Here is a 17,132-nt window from a genome sequence, read left to right as displayed (position 1 = left end):
TTCATCTCGGGCGGCGCCTCCAAACGGCGCCGTCGAAGCCTCTTCCCTGTACGAGACGAAAGCGACAGGCTCTCGTCGGACTTTCGAGGGGAACGAGTCATGGAAGACATTCTGGTCCCGCTGGGCTTTTTCGCGATGATCGCCGCCATCGTGCTGGTGCCGGTGTGGTTGCGGGCCCGCAACAAGCAGGAAATGCAGGCGACCGTGCGCACGGCGATCGAGAAGGGCCAGGCCCTTCCGCCCGAGCTGGTCGACGCGATGACCAAGGACATCAAGCCGCCGAAGGAATCGACGGCGGTGCGCGACATCCGGGCCGGGGTGATCCTGATCGCCGTCGGCGCGGGCCTGGCCGTGATGGGCCTGATCCTGGGTCAGAGCCACGACGAGGCCTTCCATCCCCTGCTCGGCGCGGCGGCCATCCCGGCCCTGATCGGCGCGGCCTATGTGGTTCTCAGCTTCTTCAACCCCAACAAGGGTTACCGGCCGGACGCCTGACGCAGACGCCTGGGGGAAGAGGGGACTTTCATCATGGGCATCGAACGCCCACCCACCACCGGTCACGACGTCGAACTGGCGGCTCTTGCCGCCACCGGCGACCGCCGGGCCTACGGGGAACTGGTGCGCAGGCACGGCTCGGCCGTGAGAGGCCTGCTGCGTCGCCTGGGCGCGGATCCGGCCACGGCCGACGACGTCGCCCAGGACGCCTTCCTGGTCGGCTTCGAGCAGATCGCCGACTATCGCGGCGAGGGGGCTTTCGGCGGCTGGATCAAGAAGACCGCCGCGCGGCTCTATCTGCGCAAGGTCAAGCGCGACGCGCGCCTGATCTTCTCGGACGCTGCGCCGGAAGAGCCGTCGCCGACGATCTCGGACGCGGCGCCCGGCGACCGGCTGGATCTCGACGAGGCGCTGAAGGGCCTGTCGCACGGCGAACGGCTGTGCGTCTCGCTCTGCTACGGCGCGGACTGGTCTCATGCGGAGGCGGCGGAGGCCTTGAACATCCCGATCGGCACGGTCAAATCCCATGTCAAACGTGGTCTGGATAAACTCAGGGCCAGGCTGGCCCCGCCCACGGACGCCTCGGCGCGGAGGGAAGGTCATGGTTGATCGCGACTTCGATGCGCAGCTGTCGCGTCTGTTCGCCGAGCCGCCGGGTTTCCCCGACGCCGAGGCCTTCCACGCGCGGGTTGAGGGGCGGCTCGACCGGGGCTGGGCGCTGCGTCGCCTGGCGATCGGCGCGGCCGGCGGCGTCGCGGGCCTGATCGCGGTCGGGCAGTTGATCGCCAGCCGCTTTGCGGGCGATCTGCGGCGCGCTTCAGACCAGGGCGTCAGCTCGGTGGATCTGGGCGTCGACAAGCTGATGGACCAGGTGAATCAGTTCGTCGCCACCCCGGCCAGCGTAGAAACCCTTTGGCTCGGCGCCGCTCTTGCGGCTATCGCTCTGGCCTTCGCCGTCACCCGACTGGTCGAAGAGTTCTAATCCGGAGGCGGCCCCCGCCGTGCTCCGGGCGTCCGCAATAGAGCCGGAGCGAGTATTGTCCGCCCATCGTCAGGAGACGGTCCGCCGTCTCGCCGCCCCCGATATCGCCGCCCGTAAGGGCGGCGTTCCGATCGTCTGCCTCACTGCCTACACCGCCCCGGTGGCGGCCGCCCTCGACGACGCCTGCGACGTGCTGCTGGTCGGCGACTCGCTGGGCATGGTAGTGCACGGCCTGCCCAACACCGTCGGCGTGACGATGGAGATGATGATCCTGCACGGCCAGGCGGTCATGCGCGGCTCGCGCAAGGCCATGGTCGTGGTCGACATGCCCTTCGGCTCGTACGAGGGCGCGCCGGAAGAGGCCTACGCCAACGCCGTGCGCATCATGAAGGAAACCGGCGCCCAGGCCGTGAAGGTCGAGAGCGGCCCGACGGTGCCGCAGACCATCCGCTATCTCGTCGACCGCGGCGTGCCGGTGATGGGCCATGTGGGCCTGCGCCCGCAGGCGGTGCTGGTCGACGGTGGCTTCAAGGCCAAGGGCCGCGACGAGGAAGGCCGCCAGAAGATCCTGGCCGAGGCCCGCGCCACCGCCGACGCCGGCGCCTTCGCCGTCGTCATCGAGGGCGTCGCCGAGGCCCTGGCCCGCGAGATCACCGAAGCCATCGCCCCGCCGACCATCGGCATCGGCGCCTCGGCCGGCTGCGACGGCCAGGTGCTGGTCAGCGACGACATGCTAGGCCTGTTCGACTGGACGCCCAAGTTCGTGCGCCGCTACGCCGACCTGAAGGGGGCGATCGAGAAGGCCGCCGCCGACTACGCCCGCGACGTCAAGGACCGCAGCTTCCCCGGCGCGGCCGAGACCTACTACGCCAAGAAGGACTGATCGGGCCGACCCCTCGGTCGCTCCGCGACGGCTTCCCCTTTGGGGGAGGCTGCCCGGAGGGCCGGAGGGGGTCTGCGCCGACAGTTGTCGATGGGCCGGCAAACCGGGGTTCCCCGCCGTTGCGGCGGCGGCGGACACGCTATAGGTTCGCCGCCTGCGTCGCGGCCCGCGCCTCGACTCCTGATGTTTCAACCTCGCGTCGCGTTTCATGACCGACGCCCCGGCGCCGCCCGGCGCCCGTACTGGAGCCTCGTTCGTGGTCGATGTGTTTGACGAGGTCGAAGAGCAGCTTCGCTCCGACCGCTACAAGACCTTCGCGCTGAAGTCGCTGCCCGTCCTGGGCGCGGTCGCCGCGATCGCGGTTCTGGGCGTCGGTGGCTGGTGGGGCTGGAGCGCCTACGAGAGCAGCCGCGCCAACAAGGCCTCGGAAGCCATCCAGAAGACCCTCGAAGTCTACGAGAAGGACGGCCCGGCCAAGGCGTTCGCCGAGTTCGAAAAGCTGTCGAAGGAAGGCAACCCGGGCTACCGCGCCCTGGCCTTCATGCAGATGGGCGGCATCCGCCTCGACGAGGGCAAGACCAAGGAAGCTGTCGGTTATTTCGACGAAGCGGCCAAGATTGCTCCCGATCCTGTCATGGGTGACATAGCGCGCCTCAAATCCGCCTTCGCGCTCATGGACACGGCTCCGTATCAGGAGATCGAGTCGAGGCTGACCCCGTTGACCGGCGAGAAGAGCCCTTACCGCGTGCAGGCCAAGGAAGCCTTGGCGTTCGCCAAGCTTCAGGCCGGCAAGCCGGCCGAGGCGCGCGGCGACTTCGTCGTGCTCTCGCTGCTTTCGGACGCCTCGGACGACACCCGCCAGCGCGCCCAGGCGGCGATCCAGATGATCGACTCCGGCTCGGCCAAGGCCCTGCCGGCCGCCGTCAAGGCCGCTCTCGCCCTGCCGCCGCAGGTCCAACTCGCGCCCGGCCAACTGCCGCCGGGCCTGCAACCCCAAGCTCAATGAGCCGCCGACCCATGACCCTGAAGCGTTCCCTGCTGCTCGCCGCGATGATGTCGGCCGCGGTGTCGGTGACCGGTTGCTCGACGGTGTCGAAGCTCAACCCCTTCGGCAAGGACGACAAGAACAAGGCCACCGCCAGCCAAGGCCAGCGGATCTCGGTCATCGCCTTCGACCAGAAGGTCGAGGCGGCCGACGGCCTGAAGGGCGTCGATTTCTTCCTGCCCGAGCCGCAGGCCCAGGCCGACTGGCGCCTGCCGGGCGGCAGCCCCGAGCAGTCGGTCGAGCACGTCGCCGCCGGCAAGGACTTCGAGATCGCCTGGCGCAAGGGCTTCGGCCAAAAGGCCAACCGCACCTTCCACATCACCGCCAATCCCGTCTCGGCCGAGGGCAAGATCTTCGTGCTCGACGGCGAGGCCAAGGTCTCGGCGCTCGACGCCGTCACCGGCGAGACCCTGTGGCGCCAGGACCTGCGTCCGGCTCGCCAGCCGGGCAAGCGCGGCTTCATGGGCATCGGCGGCCGCAAGGACGACACCAAGGGCTTCGGCGGCGGCGTGGCCTATGCCGACGGCAAGCTCTACGTCTCGTCGGGCTTCCGCTTCGTGGCCCAGCTGGACGCCGCCACCGGCAAGGAAAACTGGCGCCAGGCCACCAGCACGCCGGTCCACGCCGCGCCGACCGTGGTCGACGGCCGCGTCTTCGTCGTCTCGACCGACAACGAGCTGCTGACCTTCGCCGCGGCCGACGGCACGCCGGGCTGGACCTACCAGGCCCTGATCGAGCCGGCCCGCATCCTGGGCGCCTCCAGCCCCGCCGTCAGCGGCGACACCGTCGTCGCCGGCTTCGCCTCGGGCGAACTGGTGGCCCTGCGCACCGGCAACGGCAACGACCTGTGGAGCGAGGCCCTCAGCCGCGCCAGCCGCACCAACGCCCTGTCGGAGATCCGCGACATCGCCGGTCGCCCGGTGATCTACAAGGGCGACGTCTACGCCGTCAGCCACTCGGGCGTGTTCGCCGCCACCGACCTGCGCACCGGCCAGGCCCGCTGGACCCTGCCGGTCACGGCCATCACCACCCCGTGGCCCGTGGGCGACGTGGTCTACGTGGTCGACAAGGCCGGCCAGGTGATCTGCGCCTCGCGCGACAGCGGCCAGGTCCACTGGATCCGCGACCTCAACGAGACCGACAAGCTTTCCAAGAAGCAGAAGAAGAAGCTGGCCAAGCGTCCGCGCATCTGGTCCAGCCCGATCCTGGCTTCGGGCCGCCTGATCACGGTGTCGAGCTACGGCGAGGCCGTGGCCCTGAACCCCAAGACCGGCGCCACGGAAAAGACCCTGAAGATCGGCGCGCCGGTGCTGCTGGCCCCGATCGCCGTCGGCGACAAGGTCTTCGTCACCACCGACGAGGCGGACCTGATCGCGATCCGCTGACGCCGTCCGGGGCCTCCAACGGCTCCGGTTGCAGTTCAAACCCGTCCCGGGCCCGGGCTGGCGAATCGCCGGCCCGGGCTTGTTGCTTTGCCGGGACCAGAAAAATCGACTACTGACCGCCTATGCCTTTGAAACTCGCCATCGTCGGCCGCCCCAATGTGGGCAAGTCCACGCTGTTCAACCGCCTCGCCGGCAAGAAGCTGGCCCTGGTCGACGACCAGCCGGGGGTCACCCGTGACCGCCGGTTCGCGCACGGCCGCCTCGGCGACCTCGATCTGGAGCTGATCGACACCGCCGGCTTCGAGGACGTCACCGACGAGAGCCTGGAAGCGCGCATGCGCGCCCAGACCGAGCTGGCCATCGACGAGGCCGACGTGGCGCTGTTCGTGTTCGACGCCCGCGAAGGCCTGACGCCGCTCGACAAGATCTTCGCCGAGATGCTGCGCCGCCGGAACAAGCCGGTGGTCGTGGCGGCCAACAAGTCCGAGAGCAAGCAGGCCGAGGCCGGCGCCGCCGAAGCCCACCAGCTGGGCCTGGGCGCGCCGGTGCCGATCAGCGGCGAGCACGGCGAGGGCATGGCCGATCTCTATGCGGCGCTTCTGGCGGTGACGCCCGAGGAGCTGCAGGAAGAGTTCGAGGACTACGACGACGACACCAAGCCGATCAAGATCGCCATCATCGGCCGTCCGAATGCCGGCAAGTCGACCCTGGTCAACCGGCTGATCGGCGAGCAGCGCCTGCTGACCGGCCCCGAGGCCGGCATCACCCGCGATTCGATCTCGGTCGACTGGACGTGGGACGGCCGCAAGATCCGCCTGGTCGACACCGCCGGCCTGCGCAAGAAGGCCAAGGTCAACGAGAAGCTCGAGAAGCTGTCGACCCAGGACACCATCCGCTCGATGACCTTCGCCGAGGTCGTGCTGCTGGTGATGGACGCCACCCATCCGTTCGAGACGCAAGACCTGCAGATCGCCGACCTGGCCGAGCGGGAAGGGCGCTGCGTCGTCTTCGTGCTGGCCAAGTGGGACCTGATCGAGGATCCGGGCCAGATCCTCAAGGAATTCAACGAACACGCCGAGCGCATGCTGCCCCAGCTGCGCGGCGCGCCCGTCGTGGCGCTGTCGGGCGAGACCGGCCGCGGCGTCGAGCGCCTGATGCCGGCCGTCATCAAGACGCACCGCGACTGGTCGACCAAGGTCAAGACCCGCGACCTGAACGACTGGCTGCAGATGGCCATGCAGCGCCACCCGCCGCCCGCCGTGAACGGAAAGCGCGTGAAGCCCAAGTACATGGCCCAGACCAAGGCCCGTCCGCCGACGTTCGTGCTGTTCTCCAGCCGCGCCGACCAGATGCCCGACCACTATCGGCGCTACCTGGTCAACAGCCTGCGCGAGAGCTTCGACCTGCCGGGTGTGCCGCTGCGCATCACCATCAAGTCGGGCGCCAACCCCTATGCCGACGCCGACCAGGGTCCGGCGCGGGGCAAGCGCGCCTTCGACAAGAAGGAAGCCGAGAAGGCCCGCCTGAAGGCGGCCCGCAACACGGTCAAGAAGTCGGCCCAGAAGGCGACGATCTCGGCCGAGGCGCCGGCCGACGCCGGCAAGGCCGCCGTCAAGTCGGTCAAGCCGCAGGGACCCAAGGCGCAGAAGAAGGTGTCGACTGCTCCCAGCTACAAGGTCGGGACCAAGGCCGCCGGCGGCAAGGCCGGCTCGGCGCCCCGCCGCCCCGTGGCCGGCTCGCGCGTCGTGCGTGGCAACAAGACCCCCGGCGGCAAGCCCAAGGGGCGGTAGTCAACGCCGGCTCGAAAACTGAAAGCCTCGCCCTGGAAGCCAGGGCGAGGCTTTTTGCTTTGGGGAGGGCGGATGTTCTTGGGCGATCTGGTGAAGATCGATCCGACCTAGAACTCTTCCCAGTCCTGGCCGACGGCGACGCCGGGGCGGAACGACTGGGCGATGCGGGTCTGGGCGGCGGCGACCGGGTTCTCGGCCGCCGGACGATGGGCCGGCGCGAGCGCGGGGCGAGAGATCACCTGGGCCGGGGGAGCGCCGGTCTCGAAGCGCGAGACCAGTTCGGCCAGGGACGAGGCCTCGTTGCGCAGGCAGGCCGCGGCGGCCGTGGCCTCCTCGACCATCGCCGCGTTGCGCTGGGTCACCTGGTCCATCTGGTTGATGGCGGTGTTGACCTGGTTGAGGCCCGTGGCCTGCTCGTGGGCCGACTGGGCGATCTCGGAGATCAGGGTGTCGATCTCGGCGATGCGGCCGACGATGCCGGTCAGCGAGTGGCCGGTGTCGCCCACCAGCTTGGCGCCGCGCTCGACCTGGGCGCTGCTGTTGGCGATCAGGGTCTTGATCTCCTTGGCGGCCTCGGCCGAGCGCTGGGCCAGCGCGCGGACTTCCTGGGCCACGACCGCGAAGCCGCGACCGGCCTCGCCGGCGCGCGCCGCCTCGACGCCGGCGTTGAGGGCCAGCAGGTTGGTCTGGAAGGCGATCTCGTCGATGACGCCGATGATCTGGCCGATCTTGCCCGAGCTCTGCTCGATCTCGCCCATGGCCGCGATGGCGTCGCGCATGATCTCGCCCGAGCGGGTGACCTCCTGGCGCGTGCTGGAGGCGGCGGTCGAGGCCGCGCGGGCCCCTTCGGCGCTGCGGCGCACGGTGGCGGTGATCTCGTCGAGGGCCGCGGCGGTTTCCTCGAGGGCGGCGGCCTGCTGCTCGGTGCGCTTGGAGAGGTCTTCCGAGGCGCCGGTGATTTCGTTGGAGCCGTTGTGCACGCCCTGCGTCGACGAGCCGATCTCGGTCATGGCCTGGCGCAGCGACTGCAGGGCGGCGTTGTAGTCGCTCTTGATCGAGGCGAAGCGGCCGTCGAAGGCGGCGGTGATGTCGGCGGTCAGGTCGCCGCCGGCCAGGCGCTTGAGGTTGTCGGCCAGGGTCAGCACAACGGCGCCCTGTTCGGCCTCGGTGCGGCGCAGGGCCTCGTTGGCCATCCGCTCCTGTTCGGCCTGGGTGATGTCGGTGCAGAACTTGATGACCTTGCAGGGCTTGCCCGCGGCGTCGAACACCGGGTTGTAGGCGCCCTGGATCCAGATCTCGACGCCGCCCTTGCCCTGGCGCTGGAACTTGCCGGCGAAGAACTCGCCGCGGCCCAGGTTCAGCCAGAACTGCTTGTACTCGTCGCTGCGGGCGAAGTCGGGGTCGGCGAACATGCTGTGATGGCGGCCGCGGATCTCGTCCAGCGAGTAGCCCACCGTCTTCAGGAAGTTGGTGTTGGCCGCCAGGATGGTGCCGTCGAGCTGGAACTCGATGACGGCCTGAGAGCGATGGATCGCCGCGACGGTGGCTTCCAACTCGGCGAGACGCTCGTCGGCCGCGGCGCGGCCACGCTTGAACGCAAACGGCATTGTCCAAACCCCCGAGGGATCGCGCCCAGGCAGCGCTGCATCCTTAGGGTGAGACTTCGAGTCTTATTCCATGCTTAACGAGCGACGGTTTCCGAAAGCGTCATCTGCGTCAGGTTGTCGCAGTTTCCTGTCTTCAGGCCTTATGTCGTGGAGTCGACTACCAGCTTGGCCGCAGAAAATCCGTATTTTCCGTCAGGCAGGAATGTTTCGTGATTTATCTGTATTTCACGTGCGAAAACTGAACCTGCGAATGTTTACGAGGTTCAGTTATCGGCTGACGCTTGCTGACTCTTGACCTCGTTCCTTGAAGCGAACGACGCCCTTGGGCGGCTCGCGGCCAGGGCGAGCCAGGTCGACGACGAACGGCGCGATCTCGGCCGGGTCCTGCACGGTCTCGGGGTCTTCGCCCGGAAAGGCGCCGGCCCGCATCTTGGTGCGCATGGCGCCCGGATCGATGCAGAAGGCGCGGACCTTGGTGTTCTCCATCTCGTCGGCGTAGCAGTCGACGATGGCCTCCAGGCCGGCCTTGGAGGCCGCGTAGGCGCCCCAGAAGGCCCGATGGCTCTTGGCGACGCTGCTGGTCAGGAAGATGGCCCGGCCGGCGTCGGAGGCGCGCAAGAGCGGGTCCATGGCCCGGATCAGCCGCCAGTTGGCCGTCAGGTTGGTCGACATGATCATGTCCCAGCCCTTGGGGTCCAGGTGACCGACGGGGGTTAGGGCGCCCAGCACGCCGGCCGCGCCCACCAGGATGTCGAGCCTGCCGAAGCACTGGTGCAGGGCCGCACCCAGGTGATCCAGGCCGTCGGCCTCGCGCAGGTCCAGCGGCACCAGGGTGGCGTGCTCGCCGGTGGCGGCGAAGATTGCGTCGTCCAGCGCCTCCAGCGCGCCCTGGGTGCGTCCCAGCGCGATGACGTGGGCGCCGGCCTTGGCCAGGCCCAGGGCGATGGCGTTGCCGATGCCGCGCGTGGCGCCGGTGACGAGGGCGATGCGGCCGGCCAGCGGCGTGTCGGTGGTGGTCATGAGCGTTTCCTGCGCCTCTGGCGGGCGTTTGTTTGTCTGGGAGGGGATCAGGCCTCGTCGGCCGGCCGCGCCGCGTAGCGCTGCGCCAGGACCGAACAGGCCATCAGCTGGATCTGGTGGAAGATCATCAGGGGCAGCACCAGCACGCCGGCCGTGGCCCCGGGAAACAGGATGCCGGCCATGGGCACGCCGGTGGCCAGGCTCTTCTTGGAGCCGCAGAACACGATCGCCACTTCGTCGGCCTTGGAGAAGCCCAGCAGGCGCGCGCCCCACATGGTGGCCAGCATGACCAGCGTCAGCAGCACGCCGCAGACCAGCAGCAGCACGATCAGCTCCAGCGGCGAGACCTTGCGCCACAGGCCCTCGACCACGGCGGCGCTGAACGCCGAATAGACGACCAGCAGGATCGAGCCGCGATCGACGCGGCCCACCAGGGTCTTGTGCTTTTCGATCCACTTTCCGACCAGCGGTCGGGCGATCTGGCCGGCGATGAACGGCAGCAGCAGCTGGATGATGATCGACTTGATCGAGTCCCAGCCGCCGACGTCGCCGTGGGCGTTCATCAGCAGGCCCACCAGCACCGGCGTCAGGAAGATGCCGAACAGGTTCGAGGCCGAGGCCGCGCAGACGGCGGCGGCGACGTTGCCGCGGCCGATCGAGGTGAAGGCGATCGACGACTGCACGGTCGAGGGCAGGCAGGCCAGGAAGACCATGCCCGCGGCCATGGTCGGCGTCAGCACCCCGACCTTGCTGATCGCCAGGCCCAGGATGGGGAACAGTACGAAGGTGAAGGCCAGGATCGTCAGGTGCAGCCGCCAGTGGGTGATCCCGGCGACCACGGCCTCGCGCGACAGCTTGGCGCCGTGCAGGAAGAACAGCAGGGCGATGGCCAGCTTGACCACCCAGCCGACGATGGTCGCCGCTTCGCCTCGCACCGGCAGGATGGAGGCCAGCACCACCATGCCGAACAGGGCGATGATGTAGGCGTCGATCTTCAGCTTGGAGAGGACGGCGGAGACGGGATTGGCCAAGACGCTGGTTCTTTCGTGCGACCTCGCCGGCGAGCGGCGTAACGTACCGCTAGCCGGTTAGCGCAGCTTGGGTCCCCCGAACAAGTCGGAGGACCCTGCAAAGGCGCTGATTAGGCGCTGACCAGCAGCGACAGCTGCTTTTCGGCCTGGTCGTTGCGGCCTTCGGCGATCTCGCGGTCGGTCAGGCGCGTGGGGTAGTCGCCCGTGAAGTAGTGATCGGTGAACTGCGGGGCGACCGGATCGCGCGGCGCGCATTCCAGGGCCTCGTACAGGCCTTCCACCGACAGGAAGCCGAGGCTGTCGACTTCCAGGAACTTGGCCATCTCTTCCAGCGACTTGGTGGCCGCCAGCAGCTGTTCGCGCTCGGGCATGTCGATGCCGTAGAAGTCGGGCCACTTGATCGGCGGGCTGGCCGAACGCAGGTGCACTTCCTTGGCGCCGGCCTCGCGGACCATGCGGACGATCTTCAGCGAGGTGGTGCCGCGCACGATCGAGTCGTCGATCAGCACCACGCGCTTGCCGGCCAGGATGGCGCGGTTGGGGCTGTGCTTCATGCGCACGCCCAGTTCGCGAACGCCCTGGGTCGGCTGGATGAAGGTGCGGCCCACATAGTGGTTGCGGATGATGCCCATCTCGAAGGGCAGGCCGCTTTCCTGGGCGAAGCCCAGGGCGGCCGGAACGCCCGAGTCGGGCACCGGCACGACGACGTCGGCTTCGACGCCGGTCTCGACCGCCAGGCGGCGGCCCATGCGCTTGCGCACTTCATAGACCGAGCGGCCGTTCACGACGCTGTCGGGGCGGGCGAAGTAGACGTACTCGAACACGCAGGGGCGGGCGGCCGGGGCGGCGAACGGGCGCAGCGATTTGACGCCAGTGTCGCTGATCACCACCATCTCGCCGTGCTCGACGTCGCGCACGAAGCGGGCGCCGATCATGTCGAGGGCGCAGGTTTCAGAGGCCAGGACCGGCTTGCCGTCCAGGTCGCCCAGCACCAGCGGGCGGATGCCCAGCGGGTCGCGCACGCCGATCATCTTCTTGTTGGTGATGGCCACCAGGGCGTAGCCGCCTTCGATCTGGCCGATGGCGTCGATGAAGCGGTCGACGATCTTGGCTTTGCGCGAGCGGGCGATCAGGTGGAGGATCACCTCGCTGTCGCTGGTCGACTGGAAGATCGCGCCTTCCTGCACCAGGCGCTCGCGCAGGGTCAGGAAGTTGGTCAGGTTGCCGTTGTGGGCGAGGGCCAGGCCCCCGGTCTCCAGATCGGCGAACATCGGCTGGACGTTGCGGATGAAGCTGCCGCCGGCGGTGGAATAGCGGGTGTGGCCGATGGCCATGTTGCCCGGCAGGCGCTGGACGAGGTCGGCGCCGGTGAAGGCGTCGCCGACGTGGCCCATGTGGCGCTCGGTATGGAAGCGGGCGCCGTCGAAGGCGGCGATGCCGCAGGCTTCCTGGCCGCGGTGCTGCAGGGCGTGCAGGCCCAGCGCCGCGATGGCGGCGGCGTCACGGGCGCCGAACACGCCGAACACGCCGCATTCCAGGCGCAGCGTGTCGTCCTCGGGATCGCGCCAGGGCGCGGACGAGAAGCGGTCGGTCGACTGGCCGATAGACGTCATTGCGATTTCTCCACCAGGTCGTCGAGCTTCCGACGCTGGTCCTTATCATAGCCTTCTTCGCCGCGCTCGGCGTCGGACGGTTTGTCGCTGGCCCCGTCGCGGACGGCGTCCTCGATGGCGGGCGCCAGCTTGCCGGCCAGGCCCGCGCCCTTGGGGGCGAACACCTTCAGCACCTGGGCGCTGGCGTTGGACAGCGGGTAGAACATCGACTCCGACACCCAGGCCGGCACGCGGTCGCGCGGCGTGGCCATGTGGAAGACGAGGTTGAAGACGCCCAGCACGACGAGGGCGCGCAGCAGGCCAAAGCCCAGGCCGATCAGCCGGTCGAGCAGGCCCAGCGTGCCGTCGGCGTGCAGGGTCTTGGTCAGTTGCGCGCCGATCAGGCGCAGCACCACGAAGGCGATGACGAAAGTGACCAGGATGGCGGCGGCGGTCGCCGCCCAATCCGGGTCCATGAATTCGCGAAAGAGCGGGCCGGTCAGGCGCAGGCCCAGCAGGGCGACCACGGCGGCGAGGATGAACGACAGCGCCGAGGTCAGTTCCCGCGAGGCGCCGCGGAAGAAACCGACGGCGCCGGAAACCAGCAGGATCAGTCCGGCGATGATGTCGAACGGCGTCACGCGTGCGAGCTCCAGATGTCGTTCTCGATTCGGCGGACCGCGTCGGCCAGCCGCGCCGCGCCGGCCACCGGCAGGGCGCCGCCGCCTTCGGGCAGGCCCGACAGCGGTCCCAGCGCGCGGCCGAACCCGAGCTTGGCGGCTTCCTTCAAACGCGACTCCATTCGGCTCACGGGCCGGATCTCGCCGGAGAGGCTGACCTCGCCGAACACCACGCAGTCCTGCGGCAGGGCGACATCGAGGGCCGAGGAGGCCAGGGCGGCCGCCGCCGCGAGGTCGGCGGCGGGTTCGGTGATCCTCAGCCCGCCGGCGACGTTCAGATAGACGTCCTTGTCGCCAAAACCAAGGCCGCAACGCGATTCCAGCACGGCCAGCACCATCGCCAGGCGTCCGGAATCCCATCCGACCACGGCGCGTCGGGGCGTTCCGTACGCGGAAGGCGCGACCAGGGCCTGGAATTCGACCAGGACGGGACGCGATCCTTCGATGCCGGCGAACACGGCCGCGCCCGCCGCGCGCTCGCCGCCTTCGTTGAGGAACAGGGCCGAGGGGTTCTTGACCTCGCGCAGGCCGACGTCGCCCATCTCGAACACGCCGATCTCGTCGGTGGCCCCGAAACGGTTCTTGGCCCCGCGCAGGATGCGGAACGGATAGCCGCGCTCGCCCTCGAAGCTCAGCACGGCGTCCACGAGGTGCTCGACCACGCGAGGGCCGGCGATCTGGCCGTCCTTGGTGACGTGGCCGACCAGCAGGATCGCCACGCCCCTCTGCTTGGCCAGGCGAACGAGCTCGGTGGCGCAGGCGCGCACCTGGGTCACCGTGCCGGGACCTGCCTCGTGGGCGTCGCTCCACATGGTCTGGATCGAGTCGATGACCACCAGGTCGAACTTGTCGCGCTTCAGCCCGTCGAGGATGTCGCGCAGGCTGCTCTCGGCGGCCAGCTTCACCGGCGCGCCGGCCAGGCCCATGCGGTCGGCGCGGCCGCGGATCTGTTCGACGGCCTCTTCGCCCGAGATGTAGGCGCAGGCCACCCCCCGGCTCGAGGCGTTGGCGCAGACCTGCAGTAGCAGGGTCGACTTGCCGACGCCGGGGTCGCCGCCAATCAGGATCGCCGAGCCCGGCACCACGCCGCCGCCGCAGACGCGGTCGAACTCGTCGACGCCGGTCAGGATGCGGKGAGGGGCCGGGGTGTCGCTTTCCAGGCCCGTGAACTGCAGGCCGCGCGAGCGCGTGGCCTTGGTCGTGGACATCGCGCCGGGCGGCCGGACGCCGACCTCTTCGACGAGGGTGTTCCAGCTCTGGCAGGCGGGGCATTGCCCGGCCCACTTGGTCTGGACCGCGCCGCAGGACTGGCAGGCGTAGGCGGCGCTGTCGCGGGCCATGGGGTCTCCTGATTCTCGAATGGGTGGAGATTACAGGCTGGCGGTCGCCTGCGCCAAAGCCGGACGCAGGCCCCAGCGGCCCCGGGACGGGCGATGTCGCCGAACCTTGTTCCCGTTTTGAGTGTGATCGGTGTAGATAAGTATCGGGGGGCGCAGATTCAGGATCTTGCTGGAGGCGCCYAGATGTCCGTGGTCGAACCCGGAGCCGTTTCTTCCGATCTCGTGGGCCGCGTGAAGCGGATCCTGCTGACGCCATCGCCCGAGTGGGAGCGCATCGACACCGAGCCCGCGACGATCAAGGGCCTCTATGTCGGCTATGTCTGCATTCTGGCCRCCATCCCGGCGGTGGCCGGCCTGGTGGGCAGCCTGGTCTTCGGGCACGGCATCCCGGGCCTGGCGACGATCCGGCCCTCGCCGGTCGGGGCGATCATCGGCGCGGTCGTGGGCTATGGCCTGTCGCTGCTGTCGGTGTTCCTGCTCAGCCTGATCATCGACGCCCTGGCCCCGTCTTTCGACGGCCAGAAGAACAGCCTGCAGGCCTTCAAGGTGGCCGCCTATTCCGGCACCGCCGGCTGGGTGGCGGGGATCTTCAGCCTGTTTCCGCCGCTGGCGATCATCGGCGGCCTCCTGGGCCTCTATGGCCTCTACCTGCTTTATACGGGCCTGCCGCGGGTGATGAAGGCGCCCAAGGAGAAGGCGATCGGCTACACCGCCGTCACCGTCATCTGCGCCATCGTGCTCTATGTGATCGTCGGCATGGTGACCGGCGCGATCGTCGGCGCGGCGGCGATCGGCGGCGGGCTTGCGGCCTCCAAGGTCGCCGGCGCCGACAGCGGTTCGGTGACCCTGGGCGGCCAGACCTACGACCTGGGCAAGATGGACGAGGCCAGCAAGAAGATGGAGGCGGCCGCCGCCTCGATCGAGGCCGGCAAGGACATCCCCCTGACCTCGCCGGACGTGCTCAAGGGCCTGCTGCCCGGCGCGGCCGGCGGCTATGCCCGCACCTCGCTGGAATCCAGTTCCGGCGGGGCCGGCGGCATGGGCATGTCGGTGGCGCGGGGCGACTACGAGAAGGACGGCAAGCGCTTCACCCTTGCGGTCACCGACCTGGGCGCGCTGGGCGGCATGACGGCCATGGCCTCGGCGATGAACGCCCAGAGCACCTCGGAAACCGAGACCGGCTACGAGAAGACCAGCACCGCCGGCGGCCAGCTGACCACCGAGAAGTGGGACCGCGAGGCCAAGTCCGGCGGCTACACCGTCGTGGTCGGCAACCGCTTCTCGATCGAGGCCAACGGCGACGCCGAAAGCATCGACGACCTCAAGCGCGCGGTCGCCTCGGTCGATGCGGGCAAGCTGAAGAGCCTGGCGCGCTAGGCTGGAGAAAGGGGCGGGGCCTTCAGGCCTCGCCCAGCACCACCCGGCGGGCGCGGCCGGCCAGACGGACGAGCAGCTCGTAGGCCGTGGTGCCGGCCGCCGCTGCGGCGTCGTCCACCGGCAGGTTGGGTCCGATCAGCTCGACCAGCGCGCCGGGACGGGCGGCGTCGCAATCGGTGACGTCGATGGCGATCAGGTCCATCGACACCCGGCCCAGCAGCCGCCGGCGGGCACCGTCGAACCACACGTGGCCGGCAGGGCTGGAGCCGCGCAGCACGCCGTCGGCGTAGCCGCAGGCCAGCACCGCCACCCGCGTCGTCTCGCTCGCCGTGAAGGCCGCGCCGTAACCGATCGACTCGCCGCGCGGCACAACCCGCACCTGCAAGATGGGCGCTTCCAGCGTGGCCACGGCTTCGAGTCGAGCGTCGGCCACGTCGCGCGGGCCGCCGCCATAGAGGGCGATGCCCGGGCGGCACTGGTCGAAGTGATAGTCGCCGCCCAGGAAGATCCCGGCCGAGTTGGCGAGGCTCCTGCGGGCGTTCGGGAACAGCGCCGCCGCGTCGGTGAAACGGGTCAGCTGGCGGGCGTTCAGCGGATGCTCCGGCTCGCCGGCGCAGGCCAGGTGGCTGACCACCAGCGACACGTTCAGATGCTTGAGGCGGTCCATCGAGGCCGTCAGCACCGCGGCCTCCTCGTGGCGCAGGCCAAGGCGGTTCATGCCGGTGTCGACGTGGATCGCCGCCTCCAGCACGCCCTTGCCGGCCTGGCTGTTCCAGGCCTCGACCTGGGGCAGGCTGTTGAGCACGGGGATCAGGCCGGCCTGTATGAGCGTCGGGCCCGAGCCCGGCGTCGCGCCGTCCAGCACGTGGATCTTCGCCTCGCGCTCGCCCAGCGCCTTGCGTAGCGCCACGCCCTCCGACAGGCGCGCCACATAGAAGCCGCGCGCGCCTTCATCCCACAGGCGGCGGGCGACGAGGCCCGCGCCCAGGCCGTAGCCGTCGGCCTTCACGGCCGGCGCCAGTTCGGCGTCGCCGGCCTGCGCCTTAAGCAGGGCGTAGTTGGCCGCGAGGGCGTCAAGGTCGAGGGTCAGGCGGGCGTCGGTCACGGCTGCGGAGGTAGCCGACCCGCGCCTGCAAGGCCAGTGCAGATGCTGTGGAGATGCGGCTAGCGCGTGCTCAGGAACTGGGTCACCAGCGCCTCGACGCCGCTGGCGACGATCTGCACGCCGATGCACATCAGGAGGAACGCCATCAGCCGCGACATCACCCGCGCGCCGTTGACGCCCAGCAGCGACAGCACCCGGTCCGAGGCGCGATAGAACACCCACACCATCAGGGCGATGACGGCGACCGCCAGGCTCGCGCCCATGAAGAACGGGACCACCGAATGGCCCTCGGCCGGACGCTGGGACGACAGGGCGATGGCCACCGAGATCGCCCCGGGGCCGGTGGTGAACGGCATGGTCAGGGGGAAGAAGGCCATGTCCTCGGCCCGCGCCTTGGCGGGGGAGCTGGCCTGGTCGGCCTTTCGCTCTTCATGTTCCTCGGGGGCCATCAGCAGGGCCCAGGCGCGGATCGCCACCACCAGGCCCCCGGCCACCCGCAGGGCGCCCAGGCTGACGCCGAAGAAGTTCAGCACATAGCCGCCCAGCAGCAGCGAACCCAGCAGGATGAAGAAGGCGTAGAGCGCGATGGTCGGCGCCAGGCGCTTGCGCGTCTCGGCCGGATGATCGGCCAGCATCTGGTGGAAGATCAGCGCCGCCCCGACCGGATTGACGATCGAGAACAGGGCCGGAAAGGCCAGCAGGAACGCCCCGACGAAGGTCGAGACGGGCAGGGGGCTGAATTCCATGATGCGCGCTCGACTCCTGAATCGCGCGCCGAGCGTTGCCCGACGCGCATCCAG

General features: G+C 69.4%; 16 protein-coding genes. 8 read left to right on the top strand and 8 right to left on the bottom strand.

Annotation, left to right across the window (positions count from 1 at the left end):
• Nucleotides 1–99: 99 nt before the first annotated feature.
• The 7 genes from AC1DCG_RS06035 to der all read left to right on the top strand — a co-directional run bounded on the left by AC1DCG_RS06035 (nucleotide 100) and on the right by der (nucleotide 6,580).
• Complete coding sequence (locus tag AC1DCG_RS06035; RefSeq protein WP_165255252.1) at nucleotides 100–495, top strand: DUF6249 domain-containing protein; 396 nt, start codon at nucleotides 100–102, stop codon at nucleotides 493–495.
• A 33-nt stretch (nucleotides 496–528) separates the two neighbouring features.
• Nucleotides 529–1,104, top strand: a complete 576-nt coding sequence (locus tag AC1DCG_RS06030; protein WP_165255253.1) for an RNA polymerase sigma factor — start codon at nucleotides 529–531, stop codon at nucleotides 1,102–1,104.
• On the top strand, nucleotides 1,097–1,477 hold the full coding sequence (locus AC1DCG_RS06025) for a hypothetical protein (RefSeq protein ID WP_165255255.1): 381 nt from the start codon (nucleotides 1,097–1,099) through the stop codon (nucleotides 1,475–1,477). Before AC1DCG_RS06030 ends, AC1DCG_RS06025 begins: the two co-directional genes overlap by 8 nt.
• Nucleotides 1,478–1,532: 55 nt before the next feature.
• Nucleotides 1,533–2,360, top strand: a complete 828-nt coding sequence (panB, locus tag AC1DCG_RS06020; RefSeq protein ID WP_165255257.1) for a 3-methyl-2-oxobutanoate hydroxymethyltransferase — start codon at nucleotides 1,533–1,535, stop codon at nucleotides 2,358–2,360.
• A 256-nt stretch (nucleotides 2,361–2,616) separates the two neighbouring features.
• Entirely contained in the window at nucleotides 2,617–3,366 is a 750-nt protein-coding gene (locus tag AC1DCG_RS06015) for a tetratricopeptide repeat protein (protein WP_477029881.1), read from the top strand.
• Nucleotides 3,367–3,377: 11 nt separating this feature from the next.
• Nucleotides 3,378–4,790: a PQQ-like beta-propeller repeat protein gene (locus AC1DCG_RS06010; RefSeq protein WP_477036497.1), complete on the top strand. Its 1,413-nt coding sequence runs from the start codon at nucleotides 3,378–3,380 to the stop codon at nucleotides 4,788–4,790.
• A gap of 122 nt (nucleotides 4,791–4,912) precedes the next feature.
• Nucleotides 4,913–6,580 (top strand): ribosome biogenesis GTPase Der, encoded by a 1,668-nt coding sequence (der, locus tag AC1DCG_RS06005; RefSeq protein WP_165255260.1) that lies wholly within the window; start codon nucleotides 4,913–4,915, stop codon nucleotides 6,578–6,580.
• Between the two features lie 107 nt (nucleotides 6,581–6,687).
• Here der and AC1DCG_RS06000 read toward each other — a convergent pair whose 3' ends face one another.
• The 6 genes from AC1DCG_RS06000 to radA all read right to left on the bottom strand — a co-directional run bounded on the left by AC1DCG_RS06000 (nucleotide 6,688) and on the right by radA (nucleotide 13,850).
• Nucleotides 6,688–8,187 carry a methyl-accepting chemotaxis protein gene (locus tag AC1DCG_RS06000; RefSeq protein ID WP_477029878.1) on the bottom strand — a complete coding sequence of 500 codons (1,500 nt, stop codon included), beginning with the start codon at nucleotides 8,185–8,187 and terminating at the stop codon, nucleotides 6,688–6,690.
• Between the two features lie 267 nt (nucleotides 8,188–8,454).
• On the bottom strand, nucleotides 8,455–9,207 hold the full coding sequence (locus AC1DCG_RS05995; RefSeq protein WP_477029877.1) for an SDR family NAD(P)-dependent oxidoreductase: 753 nt from the start codon (nucleotides 9,205–9,207) through the stop codon (nucleotides 8,455–8,457).
• A 47-nt stretch (nucleotides 9,208–9,254) separates the two neighbouring features.
• A complete protein-coding gene (locus AC1DCG_RS05990) occupies nucleotides 9,255–10,238 on the bottom strand; it encodes a bile acid:sodium symporter family protein (RefSeq protein ID WP_165255265.1) in 984 nt (327 codons plus the stop codon).
• 110 nt (nucleotides 10,239–10,348) lie between these two features.
• Nucleotides 10,349–11,851 (bottom strand): amidophosphoribosyltransferase, encoded by a 1,503-nt coding sequence (gene purF / locus AC1DCG_RS05985; RefSeq protein WP_165255267.1) that lies wholly within the window; start codon nucleotides 11,849–11,851, stop codon nucleotides 10,349–10,351.
• Complete coding sequence (locus AC1DCG_RS05980) at nucleotides 11,848–12,471, bottom strand: CvpA family protein (protein ID WP_477029875.1); 624 nt, start codon at nucleotides 12,469–12,471, stop codon at nucleotides 11,848–11,850. Before AC1DCG_RS05980 ends, purF begins: the two co-directional genes overlap by 4 nt.
• Complete coding sequence (radA, locus tag AC1DCG_RS05975; RefSeq protein WP_477041413.1) at nucleotides 12,468–13,850, bottom strand: DNA repair protein RadA; 1,383 nt, start codon at nucleotides 13,848–13,850, stop codon at nucleotides 12,468–12,470. The genes AC1DCG_RS05980 and radA overlap by 4 nt, the downstream gene beginning before the upstream one ends.
• 183 nt (nucleotides 13,851–14,033) lie before the next feature.
• On the opposite strand from radA, the gene AC1DCG_RS05970 reads away from it, so the two are divergent.
• The gene (locus AC1DCG_RS05970) at nucleotides 14,034–15,227 is read left to right on the top strand and encodes a Yip1 family protein (RefSeq protein ID WP_477041412.1); all 1,194 of its coding nucleotides are present in this window, start codon (nucleotides 14,034–14,036) and stop codon (nucleotides 15,225–15,227) included.
• A 22-nt stretch (nucleotides 15,228–15,249) separates the two neighbouring features.
• Here AC1DCG_RS05970 and alr read toward each other — a convergent pair whose 3' ends face one another.
• Nucleotides 15,250–16,332 (bottom strand): alanine racemase, encoded by a 1,083-nt coding sequence (gene alr / locus AC1DCG_RS05965; RefSeq protein ID WP_477029873.1) that lies wholly within the window; start codon nucleotides 16,330–16,332, stop codon nucleotides 15,250–15,252.
• A gap of 59 nt (nucleotides 16,333–16,391) precedes the next feature.
• Nucleotides 16,392–17,078, bottom strand: coding sequence for a MarC family protein (locus AC1DCG_RS05960; RefSeq protein WP_477029872.1), 687 nt, complete (start codon nucleotides 17,076–17,078; stop codon nucleotides 16,392–16,394).
• Nucleotides 17,079–17,132 lie beyond the last annotated feature (54 nt).

It is taken from the genome of Caulobacter sp. 10L414 (assembly GCF_056395525.1).
This window is presented reverse-complemented; position numbering and strand designations above follow the sequence as displayed.

Excerpts from the sequence above, each read along its gene's own strand:
- AC1DCG_RS06035 (WP_165255252.1), top strand. The coding sequence starts at position 100 with ATGGAAGACATTCTGGTCCCGCTGGGCTTTTTCGCGATGATCGCCGCC.
- AC1DCG_RS06030 (WP_165255253.1), top strand. The coding sequence starts at position 529 with ATGGGCATCGAACGCCCACCCACCACCGGTCACGACGTCGAACTGGCG.
- AC1DCG_RS06025 (WP_165255255.1), top strand. The coding sequence starts at position 1,097 with ATGGTTGATCGCGACTTCGATGCGCAGCTGTCGCGTCTGTTCGCCGAG.
- AC1DCG_RS06010 (WP_477036497.1), top strand. The coding sequence starts at position 3,378 with ATGACCCTGAAGCGTTCCCTGCTGCTCGCCGCGATGATGTCGGCCGCG.
- der (WP_165255260.1), top strand. The coding sequence starts at position 4,913 with ATGCCTTTGAAACTCGCCATCGTCGGCCGCCCCAATGTGGGCAAGTCC.
- AC1DCG_RS06000 (WP_477029878.1), bottom strand. The coding sequence starts at position 8,187 with ATGCCGTTTGCGTTCAAGCGTGGCCGCGCCGCGGCCGACGAGCGTCTC.
- AC1DCG_RS05995 (WP_477029877.1), bottom strand. The coding sequence starts at position 9,207 with ATGACCACCACCGACACGCCGCTGGCCGGCCGCATCGCCCTCGTCACC.
- purF (WP_165255267.1), bottom strand. The coding sequence starts at position 11,851 with ATGACGTCTATCGGCCAGTCGACCGACCGCTTCTCGTCCGCGCCCTGG.
- AC1DCG_RS05960 (WP_477029872.1), bottom strand. The coding sequence starts at position 17,078 with ATGGAATTCAGCCCCCTGCCCGTCTCGACCTTCGTCGGGGCGTTCCTG.